This window comes from Streptomyces sp. NPDC102467 (genome assembly GCF_044765445.1).
Taxonomy (GTDB): domain Bacteria; phylum Actinomycetota; class Actinomycetes; order Streptomycetales; family Streptomycetaceae; genus Streptomyces.
Genome location: NZ_JBIWKA010000014.1, coordinates 252,509 through 274,529, shown reverse-complemented (window position 1 = coordinate 274,529; position 22,021 = coordinate 252,509). Strand labels below are relative to the sequence as shown.

Below are 22,021 nucleotides of genomic sequence, written 5' to 3'. Positions count from 1 at the left end.
CGCCGTCGCCGAGTACCGGTCCAGTCGCCTGAGCGTCGTCCTCAAGCGCCGGACGGGCTGGGGGTGGCTGGCGGGCAGGGGGTCGCGGGGCAGGGGGCGGGCGGGCTGCCGGTCGGCGGGTTACGCCCTGATGATCGCCAGTGCCTCGTCCCGGATTTTTTCCATCAGCGCCGTGTCCCGGGCCTCCGCGTTCAGACGGAGCAGGGGCTCCGTGTTGGAGGGGCGGACGTTGAACCACCAGTCGGTCGAGGTGACGGTGAGGCCGTCGAGTTCGTCCAGGGTGATGCCGGCGAGGTCGACGTACGCGGCCTTGATCGCGGCGAGGCGGTCGGCCTGGTCGGCGACGGTGGAGTTGATCTCGCCGGAGCCGGAGTAGCGGTCGTAGGAGGAGACCAGCGCGGACAGCGGGCCGTCCTGGCCGCCAAGCGCCGCCAGCACGTGGAGGGCCGCGAGCATGCCCGTGTCGGCGTTCCAGAAGTCGCGGAAGTAATAGTGCGCGGAGTGCTCGCCGCCGAAGATCGCGCCGCTGGTGGCCATCTCCTGCTTGATGAAGGAGTGGCCCACCCGGGTGCGTACGGGCGTGCCGCCGTTCTCCTTCACGACTTCGGGGACCGACCAGGAGGTGATCAGGTTGTGGATGATCGTGCCCGATCCGCCGTTCCTGGCCAGCTCGCGCGTGGCGACCAGAGCGGTGATGGCGGACGGGGAGACCGGGTCGCCGTTCTCGTCGACCACGAAGCAGCGGTCCGCGTCACCGTCGAAGGCCAGGCCGAGATCGGCTCCCTCGGCGCGCACGCGCGCCTGCAGGTCCACGATGGTCGCCGGGTCCAGCGGGTTCGCCTCGTGGTTCGGGAAGGTGCCGTCCAGCTCGAAGTACATCGGTACGAGGTCGAGCGGCAGCCCGTCGAAGACGGTCGGCACGGTGTGCCCGCCCATGCCGTTGCCCGCGTCGACCACAACCTTCAGGGGGCGGATGGCGGTGAGGTCGACGAGGCCGCGCAAGTGCGCCGCGTACTCCTCCAACGTCTCCCGCGCAGTGATGGTTCCCGGCGTCGCGGCCGGCTCGGGGGCGCCCGACTCGCTCCACTCCTCGGCCAGTTCACGGATCTCGGCGAGGCCGGTGTCCTGGCCGACCGGCGCCGCGCCCGCCCGGCACATCTTGATGCCGTTGTACCGCGCCGGGTTGTGCGAGGCGGTGAACATCGCGCCGGGCAGGCCGAGCGCGCCCGACGCGTAGTACAGCTGGTCGGTGGAGCACAGGCCGATCTCGGTGACGTCCGCGCCGAGGGCCGCGGCCCCGCGCGCGAAGGCCCGCGTCAGGCCGGGCGAGGAGGGCCGCATGTCGTGCCCGACGACGATCGCCGTCGCGTCGGTCACCCGCACGAAGGCGGCGCCGAACAGTGCGGCGAGCTCCTCGTCCCACTGGTCCGGGACCACCCCTCGCACGTCGTACGCCTTCACGATCTGCGACAGATCAGCAGCCACGGCCCAGCCCTTCTGGAGTCCTGCACGGACCCCACAAACTACCTGTCCGCACCGACATCGGGCCGTGAACCCCCCATTCCTCGCAAAGAACGCGCCTCCCCGCGTCCTTACTGGTCAGGCCAGCGCCCTCACTGCTCAGGCAGCACTCTCACTCTGCTCAAGGCAGCGCCTCGACTGCTCAAGGCAGCATCCACGACAAGGCGGCCGTGCTCTGCGCGAACACGATCAGACACATCACCAGCAACAGGCCGAGGCTCCACGGCAGCACCTTGCGCAGCAGGTCGCCCTCCCGGCCCGCGAGTCCGACGGCCGCGCAGGCGATCGTCAGGTTCTGCGGCGAGATCATCTTGCCGAGGACGCCGCCCGAGCTGTTCGCCGCAGCGAGGAGTTCCGGTGACAGGCCCGACTGTTGGGCCGCCGTCACCTGGAGGGCGCCGAAGAGCGCGTTGGCGGAGGTGTCGGAGCCCGAGACGGCGACACCGAACCAGCCGAGCACCGGGGACAGGAAGGCGAGTCCCGCGCCCGCCGCGGCTACGAAGTGCCCGATGGTGGCGGCCTGGCCCGACAGGTTCATGACGTAGGCGAGAGCGAGCACGCTGGTCACGGTGAGGATCGCGAACCGCAGCTCGTACACGGTCCCCAGCCATTCGCGCACCGCTACGCGCGCGTGCACGCCGAGAACGACGGCCGTGCACACCCCGGCGAGCAGGACGAGCGTGCCGCCGGTGGAGACGAGGGGCAGCGTGAAGACGTTGCCGCCCACCGGCTTTCCGTCGGGCCCTGCGACGTTCAGGAAGGGCCAGTCGAAGACCTGGTTCGCCTTGGCCAGCCAGTCCTTGACAGCGGGGATCTGCGCCACGGAGAAGACGACGACGATGAGCGCGTACGGGGCGTAGGCGCGCAGTACTTCGGGCCGCGGGTCCTCCTCGTCCAGGTCGTCGCTGCGTACGCCGGTGAGGACCGCGGCGCGTACGGGTTCGGCGGCCGGCCTGCGCGCGTGCGGGACGGCCACCAGGGCGCCCGCGCCGATCAAGGCGGCTCCGATGTCGGCGAGTTGGGCGGAGACGTAGTTGGAGGCGGCGAACTGCACGACGGCGAAGGCGAATCCGCAGGCCAGGGCGGGCACCCAGGTCTCGCGCAGCCCCCGTCGCCCGTCCACCAGCGCCACGAGCAGCAGCGGCACGATGAGCGCGAGCAGCGGCGTCTGTCGGCCCACCACGGAGGCGACGGAGTCCAGCGGGAGCCCGGTGACCTGGGCGAGGGTCACGACGGGGGTGCCCATGGCGCCGAAGGCGACGGGTGCCGTGTTGGCGACGAGGGCGACGACCGCGGCCTTGACCGGGTCGAAGCCGAGCGCGACGAGCATGACCGAGCAGATGGCGACCGGCGCGCCGAATCCGGCGAGGGCCTCCAGGAGCGCGCCGAAGCAGAACGCGATGACGAGGGCCTGGATGCGTGGGTCGTCGGAGAGCCGCCCGAAGGAGCGGCGCAGGATGTCGAAGTGCCGGGTGCGGACGGTCATCCGGTACACCCACAGGGCGTTGACGACGATCCACAGGATGGGGAAGAGCCCGAACAGCGCGCCTTGTGCGGCGCTGGAGACGGTCTGGCCGAGCGGCATGTCGTACACGAGCCACGCGACGAGGGCGGCCACGACGAGGCCGATCAGGCCTGCGCGGTGTGCCTTCATACGGACGGCGCCGAGCAGGACGAGGACGGTGACGAGTGGCAGCGTGGCGATGAGTGCGGACAGGCCCAGCGAGCCACCTACGGGCTCCAGTTGCTGGATGAACACGAGCGCCTCCCGGGATCCCGGAGTCGGGGTGGCGATCGTCGTGTCCTCAACAATCCCGGGTCAACGCGTAGGACAGCGAAGATCCGGTGAAGGCGCTTTCTTTTCGCGTCCCGCTCGCGCCGACAGCGGGTCGGGGTGCGTCAGTTGTCGGGCGAGCGCAGCACGCGGAGGTGGCCGCGGCGGGCGACCTCCATCGGGTCCGCGCGGCGCGCTCCCGAGCCGCCGGCCTCGGCCGCGCGCTCCTGGGGGCGGGCCGCTTCCCGCACGGCGTTGGCGAGGGCCTCCAGGTCGTCACCGCTGGGGCGGGCGGGGACGCTGCCGTCCGTGAGCCGGACGACCTCCCAGCCGCGCGGCGCGGTGAGGCGCTCGGAGTGCTCGGCGCACAGGTCGTAGCAGTGGGGTTCGGCGTAAGTGGCGAGGGGGCCGAGGACCGCGGTCGAGTCGGCGTAGACGTACGTCAGCGTCGCGACGGCGGGACGGCCGCAAGCGGTGCGCGAACAGCGACGTACAGGGCTCACGATGTTGGACGGTACCGCACTCCTGAGCGGGCCGCGACGACTCTCCCCGCGCTCACCCCACCGTGTCGTGATGTGGGACGGCGCGCACCGGCCCGCGCGGACTCACTCGTGACCTGGGGCGACCCGAGGTCGTACGCCTCACAGGGGAGTTGAAAGCGGTCACCACTCATGACAAATACTGTCAATTGCCTTGAGTTCGACGGTCCAGGAGGGATATGGAATCAAGCCCAAGATTGGCTTGATCGGTCAGGAAGCGACATGCCGTGCTCCGTACGGAGGCGGCCCGCTTCGACCGCCCCGGAGGACTAGGCTGCGTCGGTGATGGAAAGGTCCGCCAACGCTGAGAATCCGGTGCCGCCCGACGGGCAGGTACCGCCGCGCTCCCCCGCCGAGCCGCGCCCGCCGCGCCGCCGCGACCGGCACGGCCGCGGTATGCGCGGGCCCGTGGCGCCGCCGCAGGTGCCGCTGTCGGCGAGCCGCGCCGAGGTCTTCGCGGACCTCGTCCAGGACTCCGTGGAGCGGCTGGAGCGGCGGTGGCCGCAGCTCGCCGAGGTCGACTTCGTGATCCTGGAGGTGCCGCGGCTGACGGCCGAGGACGAGGCGTGGGGCGCCGACACCGTGCCACTGGGCGGCACGATCCCCGCGCGGGGCGACACGCCCGCGCGCGTGATCGTCTACCGGCGCCCTGTGGAGATCCGCACCAAGGGGCGCGACGAACGGGCGGCCCTGGTGCACGACGTGGTCGTGGAGCAGGTCGCCGAGGTGCTCGGGGTCACCCCGGAGACCGTCGATCCCCGGTACGAGGACGGCGAGGAGTGAGCCCGACTCCGTAGGACAGCCGGTTACTTCTGGAGGATGGAGAGGTCTTCGTCGGACTCCGGTACCGACACCGTCCCCCGGTCGTCCGGCAGCGTCTGGATCGTGAACGCCGGGACGTCGTCCTGCTTCTCCTCCAGCATGCGCGAGCCATAGACCTTGCCGCCCGACACGGGCTCCACCGTGAGCGCGTACGCACCCTTCAGGCCGGTCGGGACGGGCGCGGGGACCGAGAGGGTCGTACCGCCCTTGACCGTGTACTCCTTCGTGGTCGCGGTGCCGCCCTCCGCTCCGGGTGACGCGGTGACCTTCACCCTGCCGGTGGCGCCGGGGGCGGTCAGGGCGAGCGTGGAGCCCTTGGCCCGGTTGTCGGCGACCGTGGCGCGCGCGCCGATGTCGCGGGTGGCCGGGATGAACGCGGTCTCCTGGTCGGCACCCTTGCCGCGGGTGACGCGCAGCGCGGCCACGACCGGCACGGAGGCGTCGGTGGACGTCAGGAGCAGGGAGCCCGCGTCGCCGCGCGTCAGTTCACCGAGGTCGACGGCGGACGTCATGCCGGACTTCACGTGCAGGGTGTCGTGGCCCGCGGGCGCGATCCTGCCGCTGGACGTGGCGAGTTGGACCTTCAGGTCGGCGTCGTCCTGGCCCGGCGCGAAAGCGACCAGGCGCACACTCGTCGCGTCCTTCGGGATGCCGGGCAGCACGAGGGAGGCCGCCGGGTCGGTGGCGGCGGGCAGCCAGTCGCCGCCCAGCTTGTCGTCGGCGGCCGACACCGCGGCGGCGACCCGGCCGCTGCGCGCGGTCACGTGCAGCGTCAGGTTCGTGTACGGCTTGTCGGTCAGCGTCGACAGCAGGACCGGGACACTGGCGTGCGGCCCGATCTGGATGCCCTCGCCGACGTCCGACTTCACAGCACCGTCCGGGCCGTACATCTGAACGTCCACGACCGCGGCCTCGTCGTCCGGGTTCGTGAGGTGGATGTAGTCGCTGCGGTCCTTGGCGGTGCTGGCGCCGGGGAAGTAGAAGTCGGTGTCCGGGGCCGAGCAGTCCACGCCGAGCAGGCCGCGGCCGGTGCCGGCCTCGACCGTGGTGGTCTGCTGAACGGTCCAGCCGGGTGCCAGGGCGCCGTCGGCGGTACCGATCAGTGCGGGCGCGTCGGCACCCGAGGCCTCCCCCGCGGCCGGCTTGCCGGGCTCCTTCGGAGTGACGACCGCCTTGGGCGTCTTCGCCTTGCCCTTGGCGTCCCCGGTGTCGCTCGACCCGCTCTGCGCGGGCATCAACTGTGCCTTGCCCCCAGTGTCGCCGGAGCCTCCGGTGCCCTTCGAAGGAGGCGTGTACGACGTGTACGCGGTCTCCGCGAGGTCGGACTGGCCGGGTGTCGGGCAGAGCAGGCTGGAGCGCTCGACGGGCAGCTGGGCGGCGGCCTCGGCGGGAGCGTCGTCCGCGCCGCCCGACGTCGTGGCGGCGAACCCGGTGACGGCGGCCAGGGCCGTCACCGCCGCGATCAGGGACAGGGTCGTGCGGTTCACTGCTGGCTCCCGTCGGGGCGCTCACTGTCGGCGCCGTTGCCGTGACCGTGCTGCTCGTACGTGGGGTCGAACGCCGGATCGAGCGTCGGGTCGTACTGTGCTTGCGCCTCGTACGGGCCCCCGTAGGCGTACGGGTCGTACTGGCCCGCCTGGTAGGGATCGGCCTGATAGGGGCCGGCCTGGTAGGGGGCCGCCTGCGGGTCGTAGCCGTAGGCGGCGTTCTGGTCCTGGTACTGCTGCTCGCCCACGGGGTACGCGCCGTACTCGGCGCCCTGGTAACCGGGCTGCTCCCACTCGCCGTACGTCTGCTGCTGCGGGATGTCCGCGACCGGCACCTCCTCCGACTCCGGAGAAGCGGGCCCCGGCGGTACGAGGCCGTCGCCAGGCTGCTCGGCCGTCTGGTCGGCGGTCTGCTCGGCCTCGGCCTGGGCGCGCAGCCTACGGGCCCTGCGGCCCTCACCGGTGACGGCCTGGGCGGGCACGACCGGCTCCTCCGGAAGGTCGTCGTCGACGTCCACGCGCCGCCCGGGCAGCGCCATCACCACGAGCACGAGGGCGAGCGCGCCCTGGACCCACAGCCAGGCGGTGTGCGTGATCGGCGCGTCGTAGGTGACGTCCAGCGTGCCACCGGACGCGGGCAGTTCGAAGCCCTGCGCCCAACCGTCGACGGTCGTCCTTGTCAGGGGCGTGCCGTCGAGCGTGGCGGTCCAGCCCTCGGCGGCCTGGTCGGCGAGGCGCAGGACGCGGCCCTCACTGCCGGCGGCCACCTTCGTGTGCACCTCTACGGGGCCCGCGGCGACCGGCTTGGCCTCCTCCGATGTCGAACCGGCGTCGGCCGTGGGCAGGACGACGGCGCGCGCCACCTGCCGGTCGATGCGCCACAGGGCGGTGCCGTCCTGCTGGCTGAGCCGGGTCAGGCCCGGCGTCGAGTCCAGGACGCGGCCCATCTGGCGCGGCGCCCCGTCGCGTACGAGGACGTAGCGCACGGCGAACCCGCCGAGCTGATCGGCCTGGTCGGCGCCGGAGCCCGCGACCAGGTTGGCGACGACCTTGTCGAGGTTCTTGTTCTCGCCCGCGGCCGCGGTCAGTTCACCGTCGCCGAGGCGGGCGCCCGCGCCGCGGACGAGCGAGTACGACACGTGGCCCGTGGTGCCGTCCAGGACGAGCGTGCGGGCCTGGTCGCGGGTACCGGCCTCCTCGGCGACGAACGCGGGAACCTGTACCGGGTCGCGGCGCTCCACGGGCCCGTCGGCACCGGCGATCATCCAGCCCGCGGCGAGCAGCAGGGGGCCCGCGGCGGCGGCGAACGCGACGAGCGCGGCCACCGGCTGGCGCCAGCCGAAGCTCTGCTCGGCCACGCGCGAGCGGGCGCCGTCGGCGCCGAGCGCGGCGGCGGCCAGGAGCGCGATGCCGTAGACGAGGGTGGCGGGTCCGGCCCACGTCGAGTTGTTCGACAGGACCGCGAAGACGAGGGCGACCAGGGCGACGGCCCAGGAGGTGAGGACCGCGAGGCGGCGGTCCTGGCGCAGCAGTGCGGCGAGCGCGGCCAGCACGATGCCGACGAGCAGCAGGCTGCCCGTGGTGCCGGGGCCGCCCGGCGACGCGCCGAGCAGGCTCGTCGCGGTCGCGGAGCCCTTCCCGTAGGAGAGGCCTGCCTCCTTGAAGAAGCCGAGCGGCAGCAGGGTCAGGGACCACGGCGCGAGCACCAGCAGCGGTGTGCCGAGCGCGGCGAGGAAACGCAGCCCGTAGGCGGCCAGGTCACCGCGGCGCACTACAAGGAGGGCGATGCCGAGAACGAGGGCGATCGGCCACACGATCGGCGTGAAGGCCGTCGCGAGCGTCAGCAGCAGCGCGTACGCCCAGGTGGCCCGCCAACTGCCACGCGCGCCCCGGGCGTTCATGAGGCCGGAGGCGGACAGGCCCGCGCGCGCGATGAGCGGCAGCAGGATGACGAGCACCGCCGTGCCGACGCGGCCGCCCGCGAGGGCGCCGGTGGCGGCGGGCAGGAAGGCGTACGCGACGGCCGCCCACGCGCGCAGCAGTCTGGATTCGACGAGCGGCCTGGAGGCGAAGTACGCGGCGAAGCCGGCGAGCGGCACCGAGCCGACGAGCAGCACGGTGATCGCGAGGCCGGTGGAGCCGAGCAGAACCGTGGAGAGGGCGGCGATGACCGCGAGGTACGGAGGCGCCGCCTGGGTGCCGCCCGTACTGGTGGCGTGCCAGGCGTCGAAGTAGCGCGCCCACAGGTCGGAGGCGTCGCCGGGCGCGGGCAGCAGCGCCCCGCCCGCGAGTGCCCCGCTCCCCAGCAGCCCTCTGCAGGCGATGAGGGAGACGAACAGCAGCACGACGAAGAGCACGGGTCCCGGTTTGCGGGCGATGCGCTTGAGGCGGGCGAACTGCTCGATCTGGATGAAGTCCGCGTCGTCGCCGCCGGGACCGGATTCGAGGCCGCCGCCACCGTGCCGGCCGGCCGTGTTGGTCTCCGGGTCGGCGCCCTCGAAGAGGTTCCCCGCGACCTGCTCGACGGTGAGCCGCACCGTCGCGCCCGGCGGCGGGAACAGTGGCCGCAGTTCCTTGGCGTCGACCGGGCCCTTGCCGCGCTCCCGGCGACCGGCGAGGATCCGCCCCGGCCGCAGCAGCGTCGCCATCAGGCCGGCGATCTCGTCGAAGGCCTGGCCCGGCACCTTGCCGACCAGGTACGCGACCGTCCGCAGCAGCGTGCCGAGCACGAGGCGGACCAGGATCCAGGGGAGCTGCGCACCGCTCGCGTTGACGAGCAGCGTGTAGACGGCGCCCGCTTTGTCGACCTTGTGCGGCGACGACGCCGTACGTCCCACGCAGTCGACGGTGCGGCGCTCGCGCGAGGAGGCCTCGGCGTGCCGCACGACGGCCTCGGGGGCGACGACGACGCGGTGTCCCGCGGCCTGGGCGCGCCAGCACAGGTCGACGTCGTCACGCATCAGCGGCAGCCTGCGGTCGAAGCCGCCGAGCTGCTCGAAGACATCGCGCCTGATCAGCATGCCGGCGGTGGAGACGGACAGCACGGGCCGCACGTGGTCGTGCTGGCCCTGGTCCTGCTCGCGGCGGTCGAGGCCGGTCCAGCGGCGCCCGGAGTTGGCGATGGAGACGCCGACTTCGAGCAGCTGCCTGCGGTCGTACCAACCGCGCAGCTTGGGGCCGACGATCGCGACGTCGGAGCCGGCCTCGCGCTCCGCCTCGACGACGCGCAACAGATGGGTGAGCGCGTCCGGTTCGGGCGCGCAGTCGTCGTGCAGCAGCCACAGCCACTGCTCGGGTTCGCCGTGCGGCAGGTCCGGCAGGTCGTACGCGTCGTCGCGCCAGGTGCGGCTGACGGGGTCCCAGCCGCTCGGCCGCTTCAAGTAGGGCAGTTCGTCCGGGGTCAGCACCCCGGCGCCGCGTACGGCCTCCTCGACGGCCTGGCCGAAACCGGTGCGGCGCGCGAGGTGCAGCACCCGCTCGTCGCCGAGGGCCCCGGCCACCAGGGCCGCGGAGGCGTCGGCGCTGCCGGTGTCGGCCGCCATCGCGCTCTGCACGGGGCGCTCCTGGCCGAGCAGGCCCGACAGGACGTCGGGCAGCCAGCGGGCGCCGTCGTGCGAGACGAGGACGGCGGTGACGACGTGCCTGGGGAACTCGGGGGCGCTGCTCGGGTCAAGCCCTGTGGCGTGCCCCGGGTCGAACGCGGCGGCGGCAGTACCGAAGGGGTCTGCCGAATGGCTGTGCACGGACATCGAGGTACGGGCCCCGGTTCGTTGGACTGCGGTGGACGTCCGTGCCCGCTGGGGGAACGGTGGCGTCTCGGACGGGGCCCCACACTAACGGCTGCCAACAAACCCGGCCCGCCGCCTGTGGACAACCACCGGTGACGGGCCGTACGTATGGCGTGAATTGGGGGACTAGACAGCGGCCTTCTTCAGGCGTCGGCGCTCACGTTCGGACAGGCCGCCCCAGATGCCGAACCGCTCGTCGTTGGCGAGTGCGTACTCGAGGCACTCGGAGCGGACCTCGCACGCCAGGCAGACCTTCTTGGCCTCCCTCGTGGAGCCGCCCTTCTCGGGGAAGAAGGACTCGGGGTCGGTCTGGGCGCACAGCGCGCGCTCCTGCCAGCCGAGTTCCTCTTCCGCGTCCTCGACCAGCAGATCCTGAAACGACTCGGTCATAGTGCGCCCCTCGTCTGTCCGTGCGTCCCCGTGATGTTGCCGTTACCGATTTCGGCTGAACGACACGAGTGAAATTACAAGTGTGCCGATCCGGGGCAGTCAAGCCGAGATCTGCTATTGGGCCCCTTATTCACTCTGCGGAACCAAGGCTATGCGGAAAGTGTTCAAATCGGCAAAAACCGTGACACTTGCCAGCGGCCCATGTGGATGCCCTACCCCCTGCACATCACTACAAGGTCACTTCTAGGTCTCTACAAGGAGGACGTCACGGAGATCGAACTCGTTCCGACACGCCCGCAGAAGCGAACCGGATCACATTCGGATCACAGGATCGCCACGGCGTTTGCGCACCGACTGATGCGCCACATGTCCCGCATCACGGGTGCACAAACCTTTCGCCTGAGCGAGATACCGGATGAGGTGAAACATATTCCACAATGCGGACATCGAGTTGACAGAGGAGGCATGAACCGGTGTGCTGGTGGGCATGCTCGCGAACTTGGCACTGATGACGACGACCCGCACCGCCGGGTCCGTCTCCGTCGCCCGCGCGCACTGTTGCTGTTGCAGCTGTTGAGTCGTTGAGCCACTGAGCTCCGACCACACCTCTTTTGTACGGCTCTCCTCCCTTGTACGGCTCTGCGCCCCCTCTCCGGGCACCCCCGCACTCTCCTCCGAGGAATCCCCACACCCATGAACAGCGACAGCGACCTCCAGATCGCCGGCGACATCCTCGAAGTACCGCACCTGCTGCGGCCCGCTCGTGAACACCCCGAGACCGTGGCCGAGTTCGTCGGGCTCGCGCGCTCCGTCGCCGCCGACCGCTCGCAGTGGGAACACCTCGTCGAGTACGACGCCACGACCCGCTGGTACCACCGCCTGCGCACCGGACCCGGTTACGAGGTGTGGCTGCTGTCGTGGGTGCCGGGGCAGGGCAGCGGACTGCACGACCACGGGCGCTCCTCCGGCGTACTGACGCTCCTGGCGGGCGAACTGACGGAGCGTACGGAGAACGGCGCGCGGACGCTCGCCACCGGCGCGCAGCGCGTGTTCGCGCCCGGTTACGTCCACGAGGTCGTCAACGACTCCCTCGAACCGGCGGTCAGCCTGCACGTGTACTTCCCCGGCCTGACCGAGATGCCGATCCACTCCCCCGCCTGCTCCACCGTGCAACGGGCCGCTGTCTGAGACCGGCTGCCGCGATGTCGTACCTGCCTGCGATGCTGGGGCCATGCGCATTGTGGTTCTGGCAGGCGGCATCGGTGGTGCCCGGTTCCTTCGCGGTCTGAAGCAGGCGGCACCGGACGACGCGGTCATCACGGTCATCGGCAACACCGGGGACGACATCCACCTCTTCGGCCTGAAAGTCTGTCCTGATCTCGACACGGTGATGTACACGCTGGGCGGCGGCATCAACGAGGGGCAGGGCTGGGGGCGTACGGACGAGTCCTTCCACGTCAAGGAGGAGCTCGCGGTGTACGGGGTCGGGCCCGAGTGGTTCGGGCTCGGCGACCGGGACTTCGCGACCCACATCGTCCGTACGCAGATGCTGGCGGCCGGCTATCCGCTCAGCGCGGTCACCGAGGCGCTGTGCGAGCGGTGGCAGCCCGGAGTGAAGCTCATCCCCATGTCGGACGACCGGGTCGAGACGCACGTCGCCGTCGACATCGACGGGGAGCGCAGGGCCGTGCACTTCCAGGAGTACTGGGTGAAGCTGCGGGCCTCCGTGGACGCGCAGGCCGTGGTGCCGGTCGGCGCCGAGCACGCGAAGCCCGCGCCCGGCGTCCTGGAGGCCATCGGCGAGGCGGACGTGATCCTGTTCCCGCCGTCGAACCCCGTGGTGAGCGTCGGCACGATCCTGGCCGTGCCCGGAATCCGGGAGGCCATCGCCGAGGCGGGCGTGCCCGTCGTCGGGCTCTCGCCGATCGTCGGTGACGCGCCGGTGCGCGGCATGGCCGACAAGGTGCTCGCCGCGGTGGGCGTGGAATCCAGCGCCGCCGCGGTCGCCGAGCACTACGGGTCGGGGCTGCTCGACGGGTGGCTGGTGGACACCGTGGACGCCGGGGTCGTGGACCGGGTCGAGGCTGCCGGGATCAAATGCCGGGCCGTGCCCCTGATGATGACGGACCCCGAAGAGGGCACCGCCGCGGCCGAGATGGCGCGCGAGGCGCTGCGGCTCGCCGAGGAGGTACGGATCCCGTGAGCTCTGCCGCCGCCCCCTCCTTCCGCGCGTGGGCCGTCGCCGGGATCCCCGAGGTCAGACCGGGCGACGACCTGGCCAAGCTGATCGTCGCCGCCGAGCCGGCGCTCGCCGACGGGGACGTCCTGCTGGTCACCTCGAAGATCGTCAGCAAGGCCGAGGGGCGGATCGTCCGCGCCGACGACCGGGAGGCCGCGATCGACGCCGAGACCGTTCGGGTCGTGGCGCGGCGCGGGCCGCTGCGGATCGTGGAGAACAAGCTGGGCCTGGTGATGGCCGCGGCGGGCGTCGACGCGTCCAACACGACGGCCGGGACCGTACTGCTGCTGCCCGAGGACCCGGACGCCGCCGCGGCCGCGATCCGCGACGGTGTGCGGGACGCCCTGGGGGTCGAGGTCGGCGTCGTCGTCACCGACACCTTCGGACGCCCCTGGCGGAACGGGCTGACCGATGTCGCCATCGGTGCCGCCGGTGTGCGCGTACTGGACGATCTGCGGGGCGGCGTCGACGCGTACGGGAATCCGCTGAGCGCGACCGTGGTGGCGACCGCCGACGAGCTGGCCGCCGCCGGGGACCTCGTGAAGGGGAAGGCCGGCGGGCTGCCGGTCGCCGTGGTGCGCGGGCTCGGCGGGCTGACGGGCACTCAGCAGGGCGGCAGCGCGCGGGAGTTGGTGCGGGTCGCGCGCGACGACATGTTCCGGCTCGGCACCTCAGAGGCCGTCCGGGAGGCCGTGACGCAGCGGCGTACCGTGCGGGCCTTCACCGATGAGCCGGTCGATCCGGGGGCCGTGCGGCGGGCCGTCGCCGCCGCCGTCACCGCGCCCGCGCCGCATCACACGACGCCGTGGCGGTTCGTACTGCTGGAGTCGGCGGAGTCGCGGGTACGGCTGCTCGACGCGATGCGGGACGCGTGGACCGAAGATCTGCGGCGGGACGGGAAGAGCGAGGAGTCGATCGCCAAGCGGGTACGGCGGGGGGACGTGCTGCGCAATGCGCCGTATCTCGTGGTGCCCTGCCTGGTGATGGACGGGTCTCATACGTATGGGGATACCCGGCGGGACGCCGCCGAGCGGGAGATGTTCGTCGTGGCCACCGGCGCCGGGGTGCAGAACTTCCTGGTGGCGCTGGCCGGGGAGCGGCTCGGTTCGGCGTGGGTGTCGTCGACCATGTTCTGCCGGGATGTCGTACGGGACGTACTGGGGCTGCCCGAGGGCTGGGACCCGATGGGGGCCGTCGCGGTGGGGCATGCCGCCGCGGCGCCCGCGGAGCGGCCCGCTCGGATCGTCTCGGAGTTCATCGAGGTGCGGTAGGCGCGCGGGCTCGCGGGTTCACCACTCGGCGATGTTCACCCGGCGCATCTTGGGCTGCCTGCGGGGCGGTGCGACGCCGCTCAGCAGGATGAGCCGGGCCGCCCGGTGACGCTGGCCCGCGTAGGGGGCCAGGAGTTCCAGCATCTCCTCGTCCGTCGCGTCCCGGTTGCCCGCGAGCGCGAAGCCGACGGTGTGCGGGAGATGCAGGTCACCGGTGGTGACCTCGTCGGGGGCGCCGTTCGTGCGCTGGATCGTCTCGGCGGAGGTCCAGGGGCCGATGCCCGGAACCAGTTCGAGGCGGGCACGGGCCTGGACCGGCTCCATCCCGGCCGCCTCCTCCAGGCGGCGGGCCACCTGCGCCGCGCGGATGATCGTCGAGGCGCGCTTGTTGTCGACGCCCGCCCGGTGCCACTCCCAGGACGGGATCAGCGTCCACGCGCGCGGGTCGGGCATGACGCGCATCCGCAGGTCCTGGCCGCCGGCCGGGCCCGGGGCCGGTTCGCCGTGCCGGTGCAGGAGCAGACGCCAGGCGCGGTACGCCTCGTCCGTCGTGATCTTCTGCTCCAGGATCGACGGGATCAGGTTCTCCAGGACCAGGCCCGTGCGGGTCAGCCGCAGGCCTGCGCGGCGGCGGACCGATTCGGCGACCAGGCGGTGGCGTGGTTCGAAGGGGGCCGGGTCGTCCAACTCGCCCAGGAGCGCGGGGAGTTCGGACAGGAACCAGTCGGCTCCCGGGCCCCAGGCCTGCGCCTGTACGGTGCCGTCGCGCTCGGTGATCCGTAGCGTGCCGGGGCCCTGCGGGGTGCGGCTCGCCCGCCAGATCGAGCCGTCGGGGGTGGTGCGGAAGGTGGGGTCCGCGGGGCCTCTTCGCAGGGGGCCGAGGGTGAGGCCCAGGTGGAGGGGGGCCGGGGGTGTGTAGGTGCGGGTGGCTGTCGTCTGGTGCGGGATCGGGGCCGCCGGGGGTACGTGGGTCTCGCCGGCGCGCACCGTTGTGCGGGTCGGGGAGGTTTGCGTACGGGGGGTGTATCGGCGGCCTGCCACGCGGGGGGTCCTTGGGTGGGCGGGGTGTGCCCTACGAGGGTAGGGGGTTTTCCGCGCCGCTGAGCTCGGGCAGGTTGGGGCTTAGGTCACGGGGCTCCGCCCCGGGCCCCGCTCCTCAATCGCCGGAGGGGCTGGATTGGGAGCTCGGGCAAGCTGCGGCTCACGTCACGGGGCTCCGCCCCGGGCCCCGCTCCTCAAGCGCCGGAGGGGCTGAATTGAGCTGGGTCCGGGGGTTGGACGGGGGGGTTACTGGTCCGATGAGAAGCGGACCGCGGACGGCGGGATTTTGGCTTCGCACCAGATCCTGACGCCCGTCTGGAGTTCGTTGTCGGCGCCTACGTGTGCGCCGTCGCCGATCACCGCGCCCGTGAGGACCGTGCGGGCGCCGACGCGGGCGTCCCGGCCGATCAGGGAGTCCGTGATCACGGCGCCGGGTTCGATCACCGCGCCGTCCAGGATCGTGGAGCCGAAGACGCGGGCGCCCTCGCCGACCCGCGCGCCTTCACCGACGACCGTGCCGCCGGTCAGTTTGGCGCCCGGGGCGACCGTCGCCGTCGCCAGGACCAGGCTGTCGCCGCAGCGGCCTGGGACGCCGGGGGACGGGGCGCGGCCGAGGACCAGGTCGGCCGAGCCGCGCACGAAGGCGCCCGGGGTGCCGAGGTCGAGCCAGTACGTGGAGTCGACCATGCCCTGGAGGTGGGCGCCGGAGGACAGGAGGTCGGGGAACGTCTCCCGTTCCACCGAGACCGGGCGGCCCGTCGGGATCGTGTCGATGACCGAGCGGCGGAACACGTACGCGCCCGCGTTGATCTGGTCCGTGACGATCTCTTCGGGAGTCTGGGGCTTCTCCAGGAACGCCGTGACGCGGCCCGTCCCGTCCGTGGGGACCAGGCCGTACACCCTCGGGTCCTCGACGCGGGAGAGGTGCAGGGAGACGTCGGCGCCCGTCGTCTCGTGCTCGTGGACCAGGGCCTGGATGTCCAGGCCCGTCAGGATGTCGCCGTTGAAGATCAGCACCGGTTCGTCGGGGCCGGAACGCAGCCGCGAGGCCACGTTGCGGATGGCTCCGCCGGTGCCGAGGGGCTCGACCTCGGTGACGTACTCCAGGTGGAGACCGAGGCGGGAGCCGTCGCCGAAGTACGGCTCGAAGACCTCCGCAAGATAGGACGTGGCCAGCACGATGTGGTCGACGCCCGCCGCTTTCGCCCGCGCCAGTTGGTGCGTGAGGAACGGGACGCCCGCCGCCGGGACCATCGGCTTCGGTGTGTTCACCGTGAGCGGGCGCAGCCTGGTGCCCTTGCCGCCGACCAGGAGGATCGCTTCTGTCACCTGTCGTCTCTGCTTCCTGCTGGGGCCGGCCGAACTTCTCTTTCGGCCGGCCAGTGTATGCAGACCGTTCGAGACCCGGGCCGGCCGGCGTCAGCGGCCCTGGAGGTGGGCGGAGCTGCTGCGGGCCTTGCCGAGCTTGTTGTAGAGACGGCGTCCCGGGCATTCGGTTGCGAATCCGTCCCGGTGGCCGGAGATCACATGTAGTCGCACATTCTTTCCCTTGCGGTACAGATTGCCACCACCCGACTTGAGATATGTCGTACCGCGCGGATTTGCCCCGTACAGGCCGAGCTTCCACGCGGTGAGCTTCGCGATGGCGTTCACCGCGGCGGCGGGCGGGTTGGAGCTGCCGAAGGAGCCCAGGACCGCGATGCCCATGCTGTTGGTGTTGAAGCCGAGGGTGTGTGCGCCCATGACCGCCTTGGTGATCCCGCCCGCCCGGCCCTCGTAGATGTTGCCGCACTTGTCCACGAGGAAGTTGTAGCCGATGTCGCGCCAGCCGCTGCTCTTGACGTGGTAGCGGTAGATACTGCGGATGACCGAAGAGGCTTGTGAGCAGCGGTAGTTGTTGCCTGTAGCACTGTGGTGCACGAAGGCCGCCTTCACGGTCTTCGTGTAGCCGAACTTCTTCTCGCGCAGCTTCTCGTCGGCGCCCCAGCCCTTGCGCGTGATGATGCGCGGGCGGGCTCCGACGTACGGGCGGGCCTTGGCCGCGCTCGTGTCGCCGCCGCGCGCCTCGATCAGCTCGTCCTCCGTCGCCTTCTTCGAGAGCGCGGTGACGGCGGTGGCGCCGAGGGGGGCGAGATCGGCGTTCACGGCGGAGGCCTCGGCCGTCTCGGGGGTCAGGCCGGTGGCGCGGGGGCCCTCGGCGGGCGTGCTCTGCGGCGGGGGTTCGGCGCCGGGGTCCACGAGTTCGAGGCGCAGGCCCTTGGGGAGGGGATCGGTGGTCGCGGCGCGGGTGGCCGCGGGTGCGTCGCCGTGCACCCGCACCTCCACGCCGTCGGAGTCGCCGACCCAGAGGGGGGCGGTGGAGCCGTGGAGGCGGCCCGAGGTGTGTTCGGCGCTGTCCAGGTCGGGGGCGTCGTCGTTGTGGGTCTCCAGGTCCTGCCAGGCGGACCAGGTGGCGGTCCCGGTGGTCCGCGTACGGACCTGTACCTGACCGTGGAGTTCGGTGTTCGGGTCGTCCCAGACGACGCCGACCAGGGAGAACGGGCGGACGTCACGCCGCGGCAGCCCCTGTTCCGGGGGCGTGCCCGCGGCGCGGGTGGCGGTCGGAGGGGCGAGCGCCAGCGACTGGGTGCTGCCCGGGACCGAGGCCTGCGCCGGGGCCGGCACGGCGTGCGAGGCGGCGGGCAGGGTGAGCGGGAGGGCCAGGGCGGCCGCGCAGGTGACGCCGATCGAGGAAGCAAGAAATCCACGCATGCCCACGATCGTGGTCATACCGGTACGGTTCCGGCCATTGGGGAGTGTCATACGGGTGCCGGGGTGAAGTCCGGGGGTGGGGTTGGCGGATGACGGGGTGTCGGAACGGCGGCGGCGACAAGGGCGGGCGGCGCCCCCTCGGTGCCGCCGGGCGCCGGATGCGTGCCGCGTAGGGTGGGGCGGGTGAATGTCGCGCACCGTACCCCTGCCGCTCTGCTCCAGGCCGCTCTCGGCGCCGATCCGGGGCGGCCGCTCGTCACGTTCTACGACGACGCCACCGGGGAGCGCGTGGAGTTGTCCGTGGCGACGTTCGCCAACTGGGTGGCCAAGACCGCCAATCTTCTGCAGGGCGAGCTGAACGCGGAGCCCGGGGACCGGGTCGCCGTGCTGTTGCCCGCGCACTGGCAGAGCGCGGTGTGGCTGCTCGCCTGTTCATCGGTCGGGGTCGTCGCCGAGGTGGGCGGGGACCCGGCCGGGGCCGATCTCGTCGTCAGCGGGCCCGACACGCTGGACGAGGCGCGGGCCTGTTCCGGTGAGCGGGTCGCGCTCGCGCTGCGGCCGCTGGGCGGACGGTTCCCGCAGCCGCCCGAGGGGTTCCTCGACTATGCGGTGGAGGTGCCGTCGCAGGGGGACCGGTTCGCACCCTTCTCGCCGGTCGACCCGCAGGAGCCCGCGCTCGTCGTCGCCGGCGCCGAGTGGACCGGCGCCGAGGTCGTGGAGAAGGCCGCCGCCGACGCCCCGGGGCTCGGCCTGACCGGGCCCGGCTCGCGGCTCCTGTCCGGGCTCCCGTACGACACCTGGCAGGGTCTGAGCGCCGGGCTGCTCGCGCCGCTCGCGACCGGCGGTTCCGTCGTGCTGTGCCGCAACCTCGACCTGCTCGACGAGGAGGCCCTCGCCAGGCGGGTCGAGAGCGAACGGATCACGGCCACCGCCCGATAGCCCCGCGTAACCCGTTCGGGTCAGCTCCCCCGGCCCTGCGCCGCGGCGGGGTCCATGGTCGTAGAGACGCATGCGTACGCACGCGCTGCCGCGTCTTCCACGTCGCCATGAGGGGGCCCCACGTGACCGACTCCGCAGCCACGCCCCCGGAGCGCGACGGCGGGACGCCGCTCGGCCCGGGCGGCGGATCGTCCCCGAGCGGCGCCGGGCGGATCCGGCGGCGCAGGAGATGGCTGCGGTACTCGGCGATCGGCGCGGCGCTGCTGGTGCTCGTGGCGGGCGGGACGGGCTGGATCGCGTTCGAGAAGCTCAACGGCAACATCCACGAGGACTCCGACACCGCCGCCGAACTCGCCCGCTACGAGAAGGAACGGCCCACCGTCCTGGTCGACGGGGCGCAGAACCTGTTGCTCATCGGGTCCGATTCGCGGGCCGGGGCGAACCGCAAGTACGGCCGCAACGACGGCACGCAGCGCTCGGACACCACGATCCTGCTGCACGTCGCGGCGGACCGGAAGAGCGCGACCGCCGTCTCGTTCCCCCGCGATCTGATGGTCGACGTGCCGGCCTGCCGCAAACCGGACGGCACCCGCATCGAGCCGATGTTCGCCATGTTCAACTACGCCTTCGAGACAGGCGGTTCGGCCTGCACCATCCGTACGGTCGAGAAGATGACGGGCGTGCGGATCGACCACCACATGGTCGTCGACTTCCAGGGCTTCAAGGACATGGTCGACGCGGTCGACGGCGTCGAGGTGTGCCTGGACAAGCCGATCGACGACGCGGACGCGCACCTGCGGCTGGCCCCCGGCAAGCACGTTCTCGACGGTGAGCAGGCACTCGGCTACGTGCGCGCCCGCAAGAGCATCGGCAACGGCAGCGACACCGACCGGATGGACCGCCAGCAGCGGTTCCTCGGCGCGCTCGCCACGAAGGTGCAGAGCAACGACGTGCTGCTGAACCCGGCGAAGCTGTACCCCGTGCTCGACGCCGCCACCTCCTCGCTCACCACCGACCCGGGTCTGGCGAGTCTGCGCGGGCTCTACGACCTCGTGCGCGGGATGCGCGGCATCCCGGTCGACCGCATCCAGTTCCTGACCGTGCCGCGGCAGTCGTACATCTACAACGCCAACCGCGACCAGCTCGTGCAGCCCGCCGCCGAGCGGCTGTTCACACAGCTGCGCACCGACGCCCCGATCGTCGTCTCCAAGGAGACGCCCGCGGACGTACAGGCCGAGAACGGCCGAACACAGGGCGATGGGGACGGATCGGACATATCTTACGAAGAGGGTAACTACGACGACGGGTACGAATCCGGCGCGGACGGGGAGTACGGGGAGTGGGGCGACGGGAAGCCCGGCGCCGGACCGTCGGCACCCGCCGCACCGTCCGCCGCCCCCTCCCCCGCACCCACCTTCCGTGGCAACACGGCCCGGCAGGATGCCTGCGGCTGAGGCGCCTCGGAGGCCTCTCCACACGCGCCTCAACAGCCTCTGGGTAAAGCGGAAGTCATCAGGTGGCACACAGGTTCACAGAAATGAGCCGGAATGCCCAGTTGTAGGGGAGTGGAATTTGTCACCGCCGTCGCTTGACGCTGAACTGGGCGGATAGTGTGAGCGATCCGGTGCACCCGGCCATGCTGCCCAGGCGAGGTCGCGCACCTCTTATCGACTGACCGGGCGCCTGCTTTGAGGGGGGCGAGGCGCCGCGTGGCCCCGACGGAGGATGCAGACAACCGTGGACGCGCAAGGCCGTGGGCGGGCGGACGACATCGATCCCGCAGACCAGTGGGTACTCAACCCGCAAACCGGTGATTACGAACTGCGACTGACCCCTTCCGCTGGGCAGTCGTCGGTGCCAGGTCCCCGCCGCACCACGCCGCGGGACGGCAGGCGCGACAGCAGGCGGGAGCCGCAGGACGTGCCCCCGCAGCGCAGGCGGCGCGAGCCGCAGCAGCAGGCGCCCGCGCCGGGGCGGCGACGCTCGAAGCCGAAGAAAAAGAAGAAGTCGACGGCGAAGAAAGTGCTGCTGTGGTCGGCCGGCGGCGTGGCCTTCGTGGTCCTCGCCGCCTCGGCGGGCGGTTACCTCTACTACCGCCACCTCGACGGCAACATCACCTCGCAGGACGTGGTCGGCGCCAAGAACGGCTTCAGCAAGGACGAGGCGTTCAACATCCTCGTGATCGGCACCGACAAGCGCACCGGCAAGGGCAACGAGGGCTACGGCGACAAGGGCAGCGTCGGTCACGCCGACACGAACGTGCTGCTGCACGTCTCCAAGGACCGTACGAACGCGACCGCGTTGAGCATTCCGCGCGACCTCATCGTCGACGTGCCGGACTGCCAGGCGAAGGACCCCGAGACCGGAGAGCTCAAGACGATCCCCGGCTCGTCGGACGTCCGCTTCAACACCAGTCTGGGGCAGAGCGACCGCGACGCCGGCTGCACGATGGCGACCGTCAAGGCGGTCACCGGGATCACCGTCGACCACTTCATGATGGCGGACTTCAACGCGGTGAAGACGCTCTCCACCGCGGTCGGCGGCGTCGAGGTGTGTGTCGAGAAAGCCGTCAACGACAAGGACTCCCACCTGAAACTCCCCGCAGGCAAGAGCGTCGTCAAGGGCGAGGACGCGCTCGCCTTCCTGCGCACCCGGCACAGCTTCGGCAACCAGGGCGACCTGGACCGCATCAAGGTGCAGCAGCAGTTCCTCAGCTCCCTGGCGCGGAAGATGAGTTCGAGCGACACCCTCACCAATCCGAGGAAGCTGACGGGCCTCGCCGAGGCCGGGACCAAGGCGCTCACCGTCGACAAGGGCATAGGAAGTCTGAGCCATCTCAAGGACATCGCCCTTGAGATCAAGAAGGTCCCGCCGAAGAACCTGACGTTCCTGACGGCACCGGTGAGCGACAACCCTGCGGACGGCGTCGTGCACAAGACGGTCATCCTGAACGCGGCCGCGCCGCCGGTCTTCGACGCGATCAAGAACGACGTGTCGCTGTCGGAGACGAAGAAGAAGCAGAAGGCCGCCACCGACGCCAAGCTCAAGGGCACGAAGTCCGCGGCCGCCGATGTGCGCGTCGACCTGTACAACGGCAGCGGCAAGACCGGTGCCGCGCAGGCGACCCTCACCTACCTGCAGAACAGCGAAGACGTCGGCAAGTCCAGCCAGATGGGCAACAAGCCCGACCAGGCGAAGACGACCCTGGAGTACTCGCCCGACCAGGCCGACCAGGCCCGGCGCCTCGCCGACATCATGGGCCTGCCCGGGTCCGCGCTGAAGGAAGGCAAGAGCGAGAAGAACGATCAGGGGCTGCCGGCGATGATCCTGATCCTCGGCAAGGACTTCAAGGGCGCGGGGACGCCCATCAGCGGCGGCGGGACGGCGAAGGTGGATGCCGTCAAGACAACAGCCGACAAGACTGTTTGCGCCAAGTGACCAACCTCGGCCGCCCTTTGG

16 protein-coding genes are annotated in these 22,021 nt (G+C 71.6%); 7 read left to right on the top strand and 9 right to left on the bottom strand.

Translation table 11 applies throughout. The features are described 5' to 3' along the window. Positions 1-120: 120 nt before the first annotated feature. From ACIREE_RS29105 to ACIREE_RS29095, 3 genes are all read right to left on the bottom strand, one after another. The gene (locus tag ACIREE_RS29105; RefSeq protein ID WP_404158331.1) at positions 121-1,485 is read right to left on the bottom strand and encodes a phosphomannomutase/phosphoglucomutase; all 1,365 of its coding nucleotides are present in this window, start codon (positions 1,483-1,485) and stop codon (positions 121-123) included. 178 nt (positions 1,486-1,663) lie between these two features. Continuing rightward, a complete protein-coding gene (locus tag ACIREE_RS29100) occupies positions 1,664-3,280 on the bottom strand; it encodes an L-lactate permease (protein WP_404158328.1) in 1,617 nt (538 codons plus the stop codon). Between the two features lie 140 nt (positions 3,281-3,420). Beyond that, complete coding sequence (locus ACIREE_RS29095; RefSeq protein ID WP_363194867.1) at positions 3,421-3,798, bottom strand: DUF3499 domain-containing protein; 378 nt, start codon at positions 3,796-3,798, stop codon at positions 3,421-3,423. Between the two features lie 321 nt (positions 3,799-4,119). Here ACIREE_RS29095 and ACIREE_RS29090 point away from each other — a divergent pair, with 321 nt between their 5' ends. Beyond that, positions 4,120-4,617 carry a metallopeptidase family protein gene (locus ACIREE_RS29090; RefSeq protein ID WP_404158407.1) on the top strand — a complete coding sequence of 166 codons (498 nt, stop codon included), beginning with the start codon at positions 4,120-4,122 and terminating at the stop codon, positions 4,615-4,617. Positions 4,618-4,640: 23 nt separating this feature from the next. On the opposite strand, the gene ACIREE_RS29085 is transcribed toward ACIREE_RS29090, so the two are convergent. The 3 genes from ACIREE_RS29085 to ACIREE_RS29075 form a co-directional block, all read right to left on the bottom strand. Continuing rightward, positions 4,641-6,143 carry a DUF5719 family protein gene (locus ACIREE_RS29085; protein WP_404158324.1) on the bottom strand — a complete coding sequence of 501 codons (1,503 nt, stop codon included), beginning with the start codon at positions 6,141-6,143 and terminating at the stop codon, positions 4,641-4,643. After that, complete coding sequence (locus ACIREE_RS29080; RefSeq protein WP_404158320.1) at positions 6,140-9,892, bottom strand: glycosyltransferase; 3,753 nt, start codon at positions 9,890-9,892, stop codon at positions 6,140-6,142. Before ACIREE_RS29080 ends, ACIREE_RS29085 begins: the two co-directional genes overlap by 4 nt. Before the next feature lie 165 nt (positions 9,893-10,057). Beyond that, positions 10,058-10,321: a WhiB family transcriptional regulator gene (locus tag ACIREE_RS29075; protein ID WP_127831770.1), complete on the bottom strand. Its 264-nt coding sequence runs from the start codon at positions 10,319-10,321 to the stop codon at positions 10,058-10,060. Positions 10,322-11,014: 693 nt separating this feature from the next. On the opposite strand from ACIREE_RS29075, the gene ACIREE_RS29070 reads away from it, so the two are divergent. Genes ACIREE_RS29070 through ACIREE_RS29060 form a run of 3 tightly spaced genes read left to right on the top strand, consistent with a single transcriptional unit; the run spans position 11,015 to position 13,831 of the window. Beyond that, positions 11,015-11,509, top strand: coding sequence for a cysteine dioxygenase (locus ACIREE_RS29070; protein ID WP_404158316.1), 495 nt, complete (start codon positions 11,015-11,017; stop codon positions 11,507-11,509). A gap of 43 nt (positions 11,510-11,552) precedes the next feature. Then, a complete protein-coding gene (gene cofD, locus ACIREE_RS29065; RefSeq protein ID WP_404158312.1) occupies positions 11,553-12,524 on the top strand; it encodes a 2-phospho-L-lactate transferase in 972 nt (323 codons plus the stop codon). After that, positions 12,419-13,831: a coenzyme F420-0:L-glutamate ligase gene (locus tag ACIREE_RS29060; RefSeq protein WP_404158309.1), complete on the top strand. Its 1,413-nt coding sequence runs from the start codon at positions 12,419-12,421 to the stop codon at positions 13,829-13,831. Before cofD ends, ACIREE_RS29060 begins: the two co-directional genes overlap by 106 nt. 18 nt (positions 13,832-13,849) lie before the next feature. Here the strand turns inward: ACIREE_RS29060 and ACIREE_RS29055 are convergent, their stop codons facing one another. The 3 genes from ACIREE_RS29055 to ACIREE_RS29045 all read right to left on the bottom strand — a co-directional run bounded on the left by ACIREE_RS29055 (position 13,850) and on the right by ACIREE_RS29045 (position 17,641). Beyond that, on the bottom strand, positions 13,850-14,872 hold the full coding sequence (locus tag ACIREE_RS29055; protein WP_404158306.1) for a DNA-3-methyladenine glycosylase family protein: 1,023 nt from the start codon (positions 14,870-14,872) through the stop codon (positions 13,850-13,852). A 246-nt stretch (positions 14,873-15,118) separates the two neighbouring features. Next, positions 15,119-16,201, bottom strand: coding sequence for a sugar phosphate nucleotidyltransferase (locus ACIREE_RS29050; RefSeq protein ID WP_404158303.1), 1,083 nt, complete (start codon positions 16,199-16,201; stop codon positions 15,119-15,121). A 90-nt stretch (positions 16,202-16,291) separates the two neighbouring features. Beyond that, the gene (locus tag ACIREE_RS29045) at positions 16,292-17,641 is read right to left on the bottom strand and encodes a peptidoglycan recognition protein (protein WP_404158300.1); all 1,350 of its coding nucleotides are present in this window, start codon (positions 17,639-17,641) and stop codon (positions 16,292-16,294) included. A 165-nt stretch (positions 17,642-17,806) separates the two neighbouring features. Here ACIREE_RS29045 and ACIREE_RS29040 point away from each other — a divergent pair, with 165 nt between their 5' ends. From ACIREE_RS29040 to ACIREE_RS29030, 3 genes are all read left to right on the top strand, one after another. Beyond that, positions 17,807-18,562: a TIGR03089 family protein gene (locus tag ACIREE_RS29040; protein WP_404158297.1), complete on the top strand. Its 756-nt coding sequence runs from the start codon at positions 17,807-17,809 to the stop codon at positions 18,560-18,562. Positions 18,563-18,669: 107 nt separating this feature from the next. After that, the gene (locus ACIREE_RS29035) at positions 18,670-20,016 is read left to right on the top strand and encodes an LCP family protein (RefSeq protein WP_404158294.1); all 1,347 of its coding nucleotides are present in this window, start codon (positions 18,670-18,672) and stop codon (positions 20,014-20,016) included. Positions 20,017-20,299: 283 nt separating this feature from the next. Continuing rightward, positions 20,300-22,000, top strand: a complete 1,701-nt coding sequence (locus tag ACIREE_RS29030) for an LCP family protein (RefSeq protein ID WP_404158291.1) — start codon at positions 20,300-20,302, stop codon at positions 21,998-22,000. Positions 22,001-22,021: the final 21 nt, after the last annotated feature.